This window comes from Vibrio sp. CJQ_6 (assembly GCF_043106745.1).
GTDB classification, from domain to species: domain Bacteria; phylum Pseudomonadota; class Gammaproteobacteria; order Enterobacterales; family Vibrionaceae; genus Vibrio; species Vibrio furnissii.
This window is the reverse complement of the sequence record NZ_JBICMV010000033.1, coordinates 1-12,719: the sequence shown is the minus strand read 5'-3', so window position 1 is coordinate 12,719 and position 12,719 is coordinate 1. Positions and strand designations below refer to the sequence as shown.

The window sequence follows — 12,719 nt, the reverse complement described above, 5'->3', positions numbered from 1 at the left end:
GGGAATAGACCGACTATTTCTGTCCTAAATGTGAAGAACGAAACGTCTGGGAAGGAGCCATTGGGGGTAGGAAACTAGGCTAAAACAAGTAATTACAATGAGATAGTGAAAAGGAACTGTCTCAAAATGAATGAAAGTGTCTCAGGTGGTTTGAATGTCTGAGATGGATTAACGAAAAAATAGAGAAATTTTTGGCTATATAAATGCTATACAATATCGAAATTAAGCCTGCTGGGGTGACATATAAAAGCGAAGAAAACCTACTTGATGATGCACTGAAGCAGTCAATCCCTCTTGAACATAGTTGTAAAACAGGCGACTGTGGAGCGTGTTCAGCCGAGCTGCTTCAAGGTGACGTGGAAAATGAAAATGGCGAATTAATTTCTCAAGGCCAGTTTCTGACTTGTCAATCTCGAGCAAAATCGGATGCGGTACTAAAAGCAAATTACTACCCAGAATTGGCGCATATTGAACAGCAAACGTTGCCCTGTAAATTGGCGAGCATAGCCTTCCCAACGTCAGATATCGTAATACTTAAATTCCGCTTATCTCCTACCGCGAAGTTTGATTATCTACCTGGGCAATATGTTGATTTGAACTACAAAGGTGTTAAACGCAGTTACTCGATTGCCAACGCCAAATCTGCTACAAAGGAGGTAGAGTTGCACATTCGCCGCGTAGAGAATGGCAAGATGTCGGATCTTCTATTCGATCCAGGTTTAAAAGTGAATCAACTGATGCGAATGGAAGGACCTAAGGGAACATTCTTTGTTCGAGACGGCGACAAACCATTAATCATGATTGCAACAGGTACTGGTATTGCTCCCATTAAGGCTGTCGTTGAGCGATTAATCAGCAATAAAGACCCTCGCACCGTCTACATCTATTGGGGAATGAGATATTCTACAGAAATGTACAATACTGGGTTGGAAAGTATTGCAGCAGATTCAGGTAACATCCATTTCTTCCCTGTCCTATCTAGGGAAACTTCAGTTACCATGGGCAAAGTTGGCTATGTGCAAAATGCGGTTGTGCAAGATTTTGAGAGCCTGAAACCATTTGACGTTTACGCGTGCGGCTCTCCCGAAATGATAAAGCAAGCGAAAGGTATTTTTGAACAAAAAGAACTGTCCACGGACTGTTTTTTTTCTGATGCCTTCACCCCCGCAAAATAAAGTTAGTTGGAGTTAATTAAATGAAAGCAGTCATTCTCGCTGGCGGTTTAGGGACACGCCTTAGTGAAGAAACGTCGGTAAAGCCAAAACCAATGGTTGAAATTGGTGGCAAACCAATTCTTTGGCATATTATGAAACAATATTCAGCTCATGGTATTAATGATTTTATTATCTGTTGTGGATACAAGGGTTACGTAATTAAAGAATACTTTGCTAACTATTTTTTACATATGTCGGATGTCACGTTTGATATGCAAAATAACGAAATGAAAGTGCATCGTAAGCGTGCAGAACCATGGACAGTGACACTGGTTGATACCGGAGACAACTCTATGACTGGTGGTCGTTTAGCTCGTATTGCTGAGCATATCAAAGATGAAGAAGCATTTTGTTTCACCTATGGTGATGGTGTTGGTGACATTGATATCACACGTACTATTGACTTCCATAAGTCGCATGGCAAAAAGGCGACACTAACTGCAACCTATCCTCCTGGCCGATTCGGGGCATTAGATATTCAAAGTGGTCAAGTTAATAGCTTCAAAGAAAAGCCTAAAGGTGATGGCGCGATGATTAATGGTGGCTTTTTTGTACTTTCTCCTGAGGTACTAAAATATATTGATGGTGATAGTTGTGTTTGGGAACAGTATCCACTTAATCAATTAGCTGAAGATAGTGAGCTTATGGCTTATGAGCATCAAGGATTTTGGCAACCTATGGATACCTTAAGAGATAAGGTATATCTCGAAGAGCTTTGGCAAGCTGGCAAAGCACCTTGGAAAATTTGGGAATGATAATGAATCCTACATTTTGGCAAGGTAAAAAAGTTTTTATTACTGGGCACACTGGTTTTAAAGGCGGTTGGCTTTCACTTTGGCTACAAGAAATGGGCGCTATAGTGAAAGGATATTCTCTTTCTGCTCCGACTAATCCTAGTCTATTTGAGGAAGGGAAAGTATGGGCAGGTATGAAGACAGAAGAAGGAGATATTCGCGATTTTACTCATATGCGTCAGAGTATGTATGAATTTAAACCAGAAATAGTTTTTCATATGGCTGCTCAGCCATTAGTACGTCTTTCATATAATGAGCCAATAGAAACATACTCAACTAATGTTATGGGTACTGTCTACTTATTAGAGGCGGTTAAGCAAGTCGGTGGTGTTAAGGCTGTCGTTAATATCACATCTGATAAGTGTTACGAAAATCGAGAATGGGTTTGGGGATATAGAGAAGACGAACCAATGGGCGGTTATGACCCATATAGCAACAGTAAAGGTTGTGCTGAGTTGGTTGCTTCATCCTATCGTCAATCCTTTTTTAATAAAGAAAATTACCATCAGCATGGATGTGCTTTAGCATCCGTTCGTGCTGGTAATGTTATTGGTGGTGGTGATTGGGCGGAAGATCGGCTGATTCCAGATATGTTAAAAGCATTTTCAAATAATCAAACAGTGGAAATTCGAAGCCCCCATGCAATTCGTCCTTGGCAGCATGTTCTTGAACCTTTGTCTGGTTATCTAACTATTGCAGAAAAGCTTTACATTGAAGGTCCCGATTTCGCTGAAGGGTGGAATTTTGGTCCTCGAGACGAAGATGCAAAGCCTGTCGATTGGATCGTTAATCGATTAACTGAACTTTGGGGTGAAGGGGCTAACTGGTCTTTGAGTGAAGGTGAGCATCCACATGAGGCTCATTATCTTAAGCTTGATTGTTCGAAAGCAAAAGTGCGATTAAATTGGCAGCCTGTTTGGGATCTAAATACGACACTGGACAAAATTGTCTCTTGGCAAAAAGCTTGGCTTGCAAAAGAAGATATGCACCAATACACAATTAATGAAATTAAACAATATATGACCGCACGAGCAGGTAAAGAGTAATGTCGAAAGAACAAATAAGAAGTCAAATAGCAGAATTAGTAGCACAATATGCGGCCATCGAATACGCGCCTAAGATGTTTATCGGAGGAGAAAGCGTTGTGCCTCCATCGGGTAAAGTTCTTGGGGCTAAAGAATTACAGCTTATGGTAGATGCTTCTCTTGATGGGTGGTTAACTACTGGTCGCTTTAATGAAGCGTTCGAAAAACGCTTAGGTGAATACCTTGGTGTACCTTATGTCTTGACTACCACTTCTGGTTCTTCTGCTAATCTACTAGCACTAACCGCCTTAACTTCTCCAAAGCTCGGAGATCGTCAATTAAAGCCAGGTGATGAAGTTATTACTGTTGCGGCAGGCTTCCCAACAACGGTTAACCCAACGATTCAGAACGGTTTAGTGCCTGTATTTGTTGATGTCGATATTCCAACCTACCAAATCAAGCCAGAAATGATTGAAGCGGCCGTGTCTGAAAAAACCAAAGCAATCATGGTCGCTCATACACTAGGTAATACTTTTGATTTAACCGAAGCTCGTCGTGTAGCAGATAAGTACAACTTGTGGCTTATTGAAGACTGCTGTGATGCGCTAGGCTCAACTTATAATGGACAAATGGTTGGTACTTTTGGTGATATCGCCACAGTGAGCTTCTACCCAGCACATCATATTACAATGGGGGAAGGTGGTGCGGTATTCATGAAAGATAAAGAACTGCGCAAGCTCGTTGAATCATTCCGTGACTGGGGTCGTGATTGTTACTGTGCGCCTGGCTGTGATAATACTTGTAAGAAGCGTTTTGATATGCAGTTAGGATCTTTACCTCAAGGATATGACCACAAATATACCTACTCGCACTTAGGTTACAACCTTAAGATCACAGACATGCAAGCAGCATGTGGTCTAGCTCAAATGGACCGTGTCGAAGAGCTAGTTCAAAAGCGCAAAGATAACTACGTATATCTACGCAATGGTCTTGCTTCATGTGAAGAGTTTATCATTCTTCCTGAAGCGACGGAGAACTCTGATCCATCTTGGTTTGGTTTCCCAATTACTCTCAGAGAAGATTCAGGGATCGATCGTGTGGACATTCTCAAGTTCATGGATCAGTTCAAAATAGGTACGCGATTGCTTTTTGCTGGTAACTTGACTCGTCAACCTTACTTTGAAGGTGTCGAGTACCGTGTTGTTGGTGAACTTACAAATACCGATTTGATCATGAACAACACGTTTTGGATTGGCGTATACCCTGGCCTGTCCACTGAACACTTAGATTTCGTGATCGAGAAATTTGAAGAGTTCTTTGGTGTAAGTTTCTAGGAGAGTTGGGGAATATGAAAGCTTCAGATGCTGTAGCACATTTACTTTCACATAATAACGTGACAGTAGGCTTCGAACTTATCGGTGGAATGATTGCTCACCTCGTTGACAGCATAAATGAGATCGGGAAGACGAAACTCATTTCACTCCATCATGAGCAAGCTGCAGCGTTTGCAGCTGGTGGCGTAGCAAGAGCGACGAATAACCAACAACTCGGCTTGGCCTTAGGTACGAGCGGACCTGGCGCCACAAACTTAATTACCGGTATTGCGGATTGTTGGTTAGATAGCTACCCGTGTTTATTCATCACAGGCCAAGTCAATACTTATGAGTTGAAAGGTGATCGCCCAATTCGCCAACAGGGCTTCCAAGAGCTAGATATCGTTAGCTTAGTTAGAACGATCACAAAGTACAGTGTTCAAGTATCCACTGTCGAACAACTGTTGCTCGAGATCCAAAAATCCATCAACATTGCTAGACGTGGCCGACCCGGTCCTGTGCTTATTGATGTTCCGATGAATCTTCAGCGTGAAGATTTAGAGATAACATTGGATGAGATTGAAGCTCTAGCTCGAAGTACTGACTTCCTTGAAACCAACACTGAAAAGTACGACTTTTCAGAGGTAGACAAGGCATTGCAGCTGGCTAAAAAACCGCTATTTATCATTGGTGGTGGTGCGTGCTCTGAGCCTGAATTTGATGTATGGCAGAAGAAAGTGTCAGCCATGGGTATCCCTCATGTTTCGAGCTTGAAAGGGAGCGAGAAAACATCGAATTACCCAGGTTACTTGGGTATGTTAGGTGCCTATGGGACGCGTGCAGCGAACTACGCAGTGCAGAATGCTGATGTAGTTATCGTGTTAGGTAGTCGACTCGATGTTCGACAAACGGGCGCTAACACTGGAGACTTTGCTCGCAGTGCGAAGCAGATAATCCAAATTGACATTGATGAAGCTCAAATCAATAACCGTATCGAATCCACTCATGGCGTTATCGCGCCTTGCAATGACTTCTTTAGCCATTATTTGCTAGCAGACTACGACGTAAGTTGCTGCGATTGGCGCAACGAAGTGCAATCGATTTTTCAAGAAAAGTTCGTCGACGAATATCATGAGTATGATTTGACGCCGTTTCAGTTGATTCAGGTGTTGAGTGACAGCTTTAGTGGAAAAACCGTTCATTATGTGCCTGATGTTGGTAATCACCAGATGTGGGTTGCACACTCACTATTGTTGGAACCAAAACAAAAGATACATCACTCAGGTGGCTTGGGAGCTATGGGCTTCTCATTGCCTACAGCGATAGGAATTCAAGTTACAACCGGTGAATATACCGTTTCTATATCCGGTGATGGAGGTGTTCAACTTAACATCCAAGAGTTGGATATCTTAAATAGGGAGAAGGTTCCTGTACTCGTGCTGGTGTTCAACAACAGATCGCTCGGTATGGTGAAAAACTTTCAAGATATGTATTTCGAGGGGCGCAATCAACCAACGTACTGGGACGAGTTCTCCTGTTCATTCTTTGAAATTGGCCAAGCCTATGGCGTTGAATCTGAACTGGTTGAGACCGAAAGTCAATTTAGAGAAGCAGTTATGAGTTATGTGAGTGACCCTAGACCGCTTTTGTTAGAAGTGTCTCTCAGTGGTGTAACTGCTTGCAAACCACGTTTAGCCTTCGGTAAACCAATTGATGAGCAGTACCCAAATGATAGCGACTAGAAGAGTTGACGAAGCTGATTTGGAGTTGATCGCGAGTAAACTGCCTTCTGTTCTGCCACTATTTAAAAAGAAGAAGCTTTTTATCACTGGTGGAACAGGGTTCTTTGGTAAATGGCTATTAGAGGCGATCAACCATCTGAACTTGAACTATGAGTTAGAACTAGAGGCAACGGTACTGACCCGTAATCCAGATCGTTTCGCTCTTGAGTATCCTCATCTTGCTCATGCTAAAGGTGTGAGTTTTGTTTCCGGCGATATTCGAAACATTCCCGCAGTAACAACAACGTTTGATTACATTATTCATGCAGCAACGGATGTACCAAGCAAATCAGTTTCAACTGCTGATATAGAAGACGCAAGAAGCACGATACTAGACGGAATTGCGGAAGTCGTGCATTTCGCAAAATCAGTGAACTGTAGGCGTCTATTGTTTACCAGCTCTGGTGCTGCTTATGGTCGCATTCCTCCGTCAGTATCTGAGGGCATAACCGAATCGTTTTCTGAAGGCGAGTTTATCGTTGAATCAGACGTTTATGGTCTGTCCAAGAACAAAGCAGAGCAATACCTTAAAGAGCATGCAATGTGTGATGTCGTAATAGCTAGGTGCTTCGCTTTTTCGGGTCCTTATCTCCCGCTGGATGGGAGTTTTGCGTTTGGTAACTTCATAGCTGACCGCCTTAATCGAAAACCCATTACTATTCAAGGTAATGGGAAAACAGTTCGTTCTTATTTGTATGCAGCAGATTTGGTTATCTGGTTGCTAACAATGCTTGTAAAAGGAAAGGACCGCTCCATGTACAATGTGGGGAGCGATGTGCCTGTTACTATTCAAGAGCTTGCTGAAAGTATTGCTAAAACGAGAACGGATGTGTCAGTCCTCGCCCCCGAGAATCTGGGTTTCAATACTTATTTTCCTGCAATTGAAAAAGCTCAGAAAGAGTTGGGCTTGGGAATATATACGACTTTAAATGAAGCGATAGATAAAACTATTAAATATTATGTTAACTGATGCTCGTTGAATCCTCATTATGGAAAAATATTTCGATAAGGCAGCTATTTACGCGATTGCTCAAAAGTTATGGCAGTCTCTTTCTGGAGCCCTAACCCTATTTCTACTACTAAACTATGTAACCGAAGTTGAGCTCGGTTATTATTATGCCTTTAGTAGCCTAATTGGGCTTCAAATGATTTTTGAATTAGGTCTGTCAACTATAGTAAGGCAATTTATTAGTCATGAAGTGGCGAAGATAACTGTTAAAGACAACTATTATTTTGGTAGGAAGCAATATACAAACCGTTTGAGTAGCTTAATTGTTAAATCTTTAATGGTTTACCTTGTTATCTGTATCCTTATTGTTCTTATATTAATTCCGGCTGGTTTGTATTTTTTTTCTAGTACTGTAGAGAGCTACGATGTGATATGGAAAAATCCATGGGTGCTTCTAGTCATCTTCGCAAGTATAAATTGTTTTATTACTATTGTAGTGTCTATATTAGAAGGGTTAGGTTACATTGCTAGAGTAAAGAAAGTTATTTTTCTGGCTACAATAGTTTCAAGCCTTGGAGTTTGGAGTACACTATATTTGGGTGAACCACTATACTCTTTAGTTATTCTAAACTTTGTAAATGCCGTTTTTGTTTCTATTTGGGTGGCTAGAAATCATACTGGATATTTCATTCAAGCATTCAGAAACTACAGAAGATATAAGAGCATAAAGTCAGCCCTCACTTGGAGAAAGGAAATCTGGCCTTTGCAATGGAAAATGGGCATTTCCTGGCTAGGTGGCTATTTTATGTTCTACATTGTCAATCCACTAGCTTTCAAGTATTACGGGCCGGAGTTTTCGGGTAAATTGGGCTTGCTATTTCAGATTTCCAACTTATGTTTATCTGTCACTGCTGCTTTGATTACAACAAAAATGCCAATGTTTTCAAGAATGGTGTCCTTAGGAAATATTAGCCAATTAGATGATTACTTTAATAGATTGCAAATAATATCAGCTACGGGATTTTTTCTATTAAGTACCATAGTATTTACCTCTTTTCAAGTCGCAAAATATTTCGAATTGTCATTTTCCCAAAACATCCTTTCTAACAGTTCTATTATTATAATTTTAATGATGACATTTGCTAGAAATCTTATAAATGGTCACGCATGTTACATAAGAAGTTTTAAATATGAGAAGCATGCATTGAACGCAATAATAACAGGAGTCGCTGTTGCTATAGTTTTACCTATAGTTGGACAAGTTTCTTCAAGTGGTAATTTTATTATTGCATACGCGAGTGTTGTGCTTTTGTTTTCTTATCCTCACTCAAGATATATTTTTGCAAATTTTAGGAATGAACATGGGAAACCATAAGAAGCTCACAATTGCTATCCCTACTTTTAATCGATGCGATACTGTGACCAAGAACGTAAAACAAATATTAGCATCATGTTTAGACTTTGAAGTAATAGTTTCTGATAATTGTTCTAGTGATGGTACTTGGCACTCATTACAAAAAATTTCTGATGAACGTTTGAAAATAAACAGAAACGAACAAAACCTTGGCTTTACCGGAAATATTTTAAAATTGCTTGAAATGGCTAGTAATGATCATGTGTTTTTTTTGAGTGACGAAGATATTGTTGAATCGGAAAGTTTGTATGAAATATGGAATGGAATCGATCAAAAAGATAGTGTTGGCGTAGTTTTTACAAATGTAGGCACGGAAAATGGAAATATGTATAACTTTCCCTCAGCGCTAGTGACTGACTGCAACCATGCAATAGAGAAGTATGCTTTTACTCATTCCTATATGAGTGGAACAATCTTTAATAAGCGGTATATTGATATTGAAGGGTTCTTAAAGGCTATATCAGGAGAAAGTATTATTTTATATCCTCATGAAATATTTGTGCTTCAGATACTTTCAAGAGGAGGTTACCTCATTGTAGAGGATAGATGTAGTTGTAAACAAGGCACTTCCCTTGAATCAGATGTATATAAAATACATAGATATGATAGATTTGATATGAGAGGGGAATTACTACTCCGATATATACGTGTGATTGATAAATTAAATCTAGAGTCTACAAAAATGGAATTTATTTCTTCTTCTTTGGCATCTTTCTTTGCAAATGTAATAATCTATAATTTAAGAAAATCTAATCTAAGATATACTGGCTTAATTAGATTTATTCAAGATCTTTATAAATCTAAATTAAGTTACTTAGTCATTATGGCTTTAGTGAAAAAAACCACTCATAAGATACTTCGAAAGTGAACATTTACAGAGTTTAAGCGGATTACAGTTTAATATAGATCGCTAATCCAAAATTACAATCAACCTGATAATTATTTAGATAATAGAATGGGTTATTCACAAGAAATTTTATATCTGAATGTCAATCAGGAAATGTTTATTAGTTTATTTTTAGTGTTAATTAGAATTTACTTCAAATTAGCGATGTTAACCTTTTAACGTTATAGTTTTTAGCTTGTTTTGAATTGAAATTCATATCAAAGCATAGCTTTCAATTTACTTGTGTAGTGAAAAATGCTGTCTAATAATATAAAGCAAAGAAAATTGGTAGTAGATTTAAAATGCACCTCGAATTATAAAAATATAGTCTACGTAGATAGTTTGTACTCACTATGTCTATATTTATATATTAATAAAGGGACTCATAACACTCTTTTCGTCATTTACAGTAGTTTAGCTTCAATTATTAAAAAAGACGAGATGGAAAATTACTTGATACTAAATTCATCTTTCAAGATATCAATTTTTTCAAAGGTATTACTTAGATATGGGTATATCCATGGAAAGTATAAAGAAATATCTAAATTTTTTAACCATCGTGAAATTATCTTTTTTGGTCACGATCATTTAGATTTGTTTCCATTGTTTAAACGCATTGAAGACGTGAGGCTTTTAGAAGATGGCTTAGCAAACTATTTAGAGAGGCCGAGAACTTTCCGAAGTGAAATAAAAAAAATATTTGGGTTAGGTTATAAACCATTTGGCTATTCAGACGTAGTTAATAAAGTATACCTAATTAATGACAGGCCTTCTCCAAAAGTGATAGATAACAAAGCCACAAGGGTTAACGGCATTGATTTATATGATTACCTTGCGAGGGAATGTAAGATTTTTTCTACCAAACCCAAATTAATATCTGATAAGTCTGTTGTTGTATTGACGCAACCCCTTAGTGAGGATGGTGTTTTAAGTGAAGGAGAAAAGAAACGTATTTATCAGTCGATTTGTGAGTATTTTATTAATAATACATCTTATAGAGTGTGCTTAAAACTCCACCCAAGAGATTCGACTATGTACGACATAGGTAATGTTGACATTTTGGAGCCAGGTGTTATTAGCGAACTTTATTACAATGATCCTAATGTTGAGGTCGTAGTATCTCTATTTTCAACTGGGGCTATTGATAATAATAGCTCTTTTGACTGTCAATTTGTAACTATTGGCTGCATGTTTGACAAGAGACTCATTCATAGATTTGGAAAAATCGAAAGCGATAGTAGCTCCTACTCAATTGAAGTAAATTACATTCTAAGAGGTGAAATTTGATTTCCTATTTTAAAAAGATTGTTTTGTTTATACTTTCTTTTATTAAGCTAGATGTATACAAGCACACATTTAAGGGTAGGCTTGTAACAAGAGATCAGCATGATTTGAATTCAACACAGAACTTTGTGAATATCAACAAAAAATCTAATTTATTACCTTCTTTAGCTGCAATATATAGAGTAAAAAATGGTTCGGCATATATTGAAATGTCAATACTATCAGTCTGCACGATTTGTAAAGAAATAATAGTAGTCGATAATGGCTCTGATGATAACACATTGTCGATTGTAAAGAGATTGCAAAATGATATAAAAGATATATGTGAAATTAAAATATTTTCCTATGAAACATCCCCAATACTTGCTGGCGAAGGATATTATGATTCAGTTAGAGAAGAGCCCGAACGTTCATTGGCGAAGTTTTATAACTATTGCTTTTCTTTGAGTTCGTGTGAATATTTAATGAAATGTGACGCGCATTACGTATTCACACCTAATGGATTAGATTCAATTCAAAAGAAAATGGATTTGGGTTGTGATATTATTCGATATAGAGGGGTGGAAATAACTGGGGGATATATTACACATGAACCTTTTATATTCAAAAGAAGTCTTGACCACAGCTTTGTTGATACTGAATATTATGAGAAGTTAATGTTACCTTCGCAGAGTTTCTTTGATTATTGTAAGAGTTTTATAGTTACCCCTTGTTATATACATGTCAAAAGGTTAGTTTTTGCTAAGTATATTCGCTCGGAAATTAATCCAGTCAAGAGGTTATATAAATGAATCCAGCTGAAGCAATAGTTTCTTCTTCTGGTATTTTACTATGTCTTTTTATGTCATTAGTATTGAATAAAGGGAAGTTAAGATATGAGTACATGATTTTTTCGTGTTTCTTGGTGACGCTTACGTTGTTTGGTAGGCTTAATGTAAATATGTTGTCTCTAGTTCTAGTTATTGGTCTATTTTTAATATGTAGAACAGTGTGTTTTACTAAGCCAATGATATTTAAGTTAGTATTATTTTTTCTTTTGAGCATAATTTTTTGTGGCCTTTCTATTACAAACGAAGCGACGATATTGGAAGCTTTTTTCAAAGCGGTCAAGGTCTTTGCAATATTTTTACCACTATTTTTTATAAATAATAATAGCAGATTTGATGTATTTAGTATTATAAAGTCATTCGTAATCACAACCCCGTTTGTCGGTGTTGTATATCTTTGGATTGTTGGTTGGGATAGTGGTATTTATAATACGATACGATTTAGTGGTTTTTTGAATGATTCAAACTACTTTGCGTTAACTTCTCTTTTATTTTTAATGTATTTAGATTTTTCAGAACTTAAATCTACAAGATATAAAACAGCACTGGTGCTCTTTATATTTGCTAGTCAGTCTTTTTCCATTATAACCCTTCTTGTATTGTACGCAGTCTTAAACTCATTTAAGGATATCAAGTATAATGCTTACTTTTGGTCATTCGCAATTGCTATCATTTATATATTTTTGATGTTTTACCTGAGTGCGGTGCTTGATTTGAAGCCAAACGATGACTATCAGACTAACGCTGTATCGTATAAGTTAAACTCTATAATTTTCAGATTGATGGCTCAATTATCTGCTGTTTCGATGATGATTGAAGATGCGTCTATAATAATATTTGGATACGGGGGCGGAAAAAGTATAGAGATTTTTGGTAAGGTACTACATAATTCATATATGCAGATGTTGTTTGATAACGGCATTCTTTTGTTGTTCTTAGTTCTCTTTTCTATCTCTTACTTCGCGAAGAGGTTGATGATTCCATTTTCTGTGTTGATAGTTTTGCTTTTCGTAAATCTAATTTTTGATGCGGTCTTTATGTTCTTTATCACATTCTTCTTTATTTGTTTTAGCAGGAGAAATGCTATTAATAGTGAAGATACCAGCGAAGATTTGCATCGTACTACCCGACCTAGGCTTTTAATTTGACTAAGTTTTGATTTTATTATCTTAAATTGTAGTGGCATAGTGAATTTGGCCACCTGATTAGAGGTGCTAAGATGCACCTCATAA

Annotated in this window: 11 protein-coding genes; all 11 read left to right on the top strand. The window is 37.7% G+C overall.

What is annotated here, in order from left to right:
* Window positions 1-203: 203 nt before the first annotated feature.
* Window positions 204-1,175 (top strand): FAD-binding oxidoreductase, encoded by a 972-nt coding sequence (locus tag ACF8PK_RS17965; protein ID WP_392442865.1) that lies wholly within the window; start codon window positions 204-206, stop codon window positions 1,173-1,175.
* A 20-nt stretch (window positions 1,176-1,195) separates the two neighbouring features.
* The gene (gene rfbF / locus ACF8PK_RS17960; protein ID WP_392442862.1) at window positions 1,196-1,969 is read left to right on the top strand and encodes a glucose-1-phosphate cytidylyltransferase; all 774 of its coding nucleotides are present in this window, start codon (window positions 1,196-1,198) and stop codon (window positions 1,967-1,969) included.
* 2 nt (window positions 1,970-1,971) lie between these two features.
* The gene (gene rfbG / locus ACF8PK_RS17955) at window positions 1,972-3,054 is read left to right on the top strand and encodes a CDP-glucose 4,6-dehydratase (RefSeq protein ID WP_392442860.1); all 1,083 of its coding nucleotides are present in this window, start codon (window positions 1,972-1,974) and stop codon (window positions 3,052-3,054) included.
* On the top strand, window positions 3,054-4,367 hold the full coding sequence (gene rfbH / locus ACF8PK_RS17950; protein ID WP_392442858.1) for a lipopolysaccharide biosynthesis protein RfbH: 1,314 nt from the start codon (window positions 3,054-3,056) through the stop codon (window positions 4,365-4,367). The genes rfbG and rfbH overlap by 1 nt, the downstream gene beginning before the upstream one ends.
* Before the next feature lie 14 nt (window positions 4,368-4,381).
* Window positions 4,382-6,088 (top strand): thiamine pyrophosphate-binding protein, encoded by a 1,707-nt coding sequence (locus tag ACF8PK_RS17945; protein ID WP_392442855.1) that lies wholly within the window; start codon window positions 4,382-4,384, stop codon window positions 6,086-6,088.
* Window positions 6,060-7,097, top strand: a complete 1,038-nt coding sequence (locus ACF8PK_RS17940) for an NAD-dependent epimerase/dehydratase family protein (RefSeq protein WP_392442854.1) — start codon at window positions 6,060-6,062, stop codon at window positions 7,095-7,097. Before ACF8PK_RS17945 ends, ACF8PK_RS17940 begins: the two co-directional genes overlap by 29 nt.
* Window positions 7,098-7,116: 19 nt before the next feature.
* A complete protein-coding gene (locus ACF8PK_RS17935; RefSeq protein ID WP_392442851.1) occupies window positions 7,117-8,451 on the top strand; it encodes a hypothetical protein in 1,335 nt (444 codons plus the stop codon).
* The gene (locus ACF8PK_RS17930) at window positions 8,438-9,358 is read left to right on the top strand and encodes a glycosyltransferase family 2 protein (protein WP_392442848.1); all 921 of its coding nucleotides are present in this window, start codon (window positions 8,438-8,440) and stop codon (window positions 9,356-9,358) included. Before ACF8PK_RS17935 ends, ACF8PK_RS17930 begins: the two co-directional genes overlap by 14 nt.
* Before the next feature lie 459 nt (window positions 9,359-9,817).
* Entirely contained in the window at window positions 9,818-10,663 is an 846-nt protein-coding gene (locus ACF8PK_RS17925; RefSeq protein ID WP_392442846.1) for a glycosyltransferase family 52, read from the top strand.
* A 125-nt stretch (window positions 10,664-10,788) separates the two neighbouring features.
* On the top strand, window positions 10,789-11,451 hold the full coding sequence (locus ACF8PK_RS17920) for a glycosyltransferase (protein ID WP_392442843.1): 663 nt from the start codon (window positions 10,789-10,791) through the stop codon (window positions 11,449-11,451).
* Entirely contained in the window at window positions 11,448-12,635 is a 1,188-nt protein-coding gene (locus ACF8PK_RS17915) for a hypothetical protein (protein WP_392442840.1), read from the top strand. The genes ACF8PK_RS17920 and ACF8PK_RS17915 overlap by 4 nt, the downstream gene beginning before the upstream one ends.
* Window positions 12,636-12,719: the final 84 nt, after the last annotated feature.

Excerpts from the sequence above, each read along its gene's own strand:
- ACF8PK_RS17935 (WP_392442851.1), top strand. The coding sequence starts at position 7,117 with ATGGAAAAATATTTCGATAAGGCAGCTATTTACGCGATTGCTCAAAAG.
- ACF8PK_RS17925 (WP_392442846.1), top strand. The coding sequence starts at position 9,818 with ATGGAAAATTACTTGATACTAAATTCATCTTTCAAGATATCAATTTTT.
- ACF8PK_RS17940 (WP_392442854.1), top strand. The coding sequence starts at position 6,060 with ATGAGCAGTACCCAAATGATAGCGACTAGAAGAGTTGACGAAGCTGAT.
- ACF8PK_RS17965 (WP_392442865.1), top strand. The coding sequence starts at position 204 with ATGCTATACAATATCGAAATTAAGCCTGCTGGGGTGACATATAAAAGC.
- ACF8PK_RS17930 (WP_392442848.1), top strand. The coding sequence starts at position 8,438 with ATGGGAAACCATAAGAAGCTCACAATTGCTATCCCTACTTTTAATCGA.
- ACF8PK_RS17915 (WP_392442840.1), top strand. The coding sequence starts at position 11,448 with ATGAATCCAGCTGAAGCAATAGTTTCTTCTTCTGGTATTTTACTATGT.
- rfbF (WP_392442862.1), top strand. The coding sequence starts at position 1,196 with ATGAAAGCAGTCATTCTCGCTGGCGGTTTAGGGACACGCCTTAGTGAA.
- rfbH (WP_392442858.1), top strand. The coding sequence starts at position 3,054 with ATGTCGAAAGAACAAATAAGAAGTCAAATAGCAGAATTAGTAGCACAA.
- rfbG (WP_392442860.1), top strand. The coding sequence starts at position 1,972 with ATGAATCCTACATTTTGGCAAGGTAAAAAAGTTTTTATTACTGGGCAC.
- ACF8PK_RS17945 (WP_392442855.1), top strand. The coding sequence starts at position 4,382 with ATGAAAGCTTCAGATGCTGTAGCACATTTACTTTCACATAATAACGTG.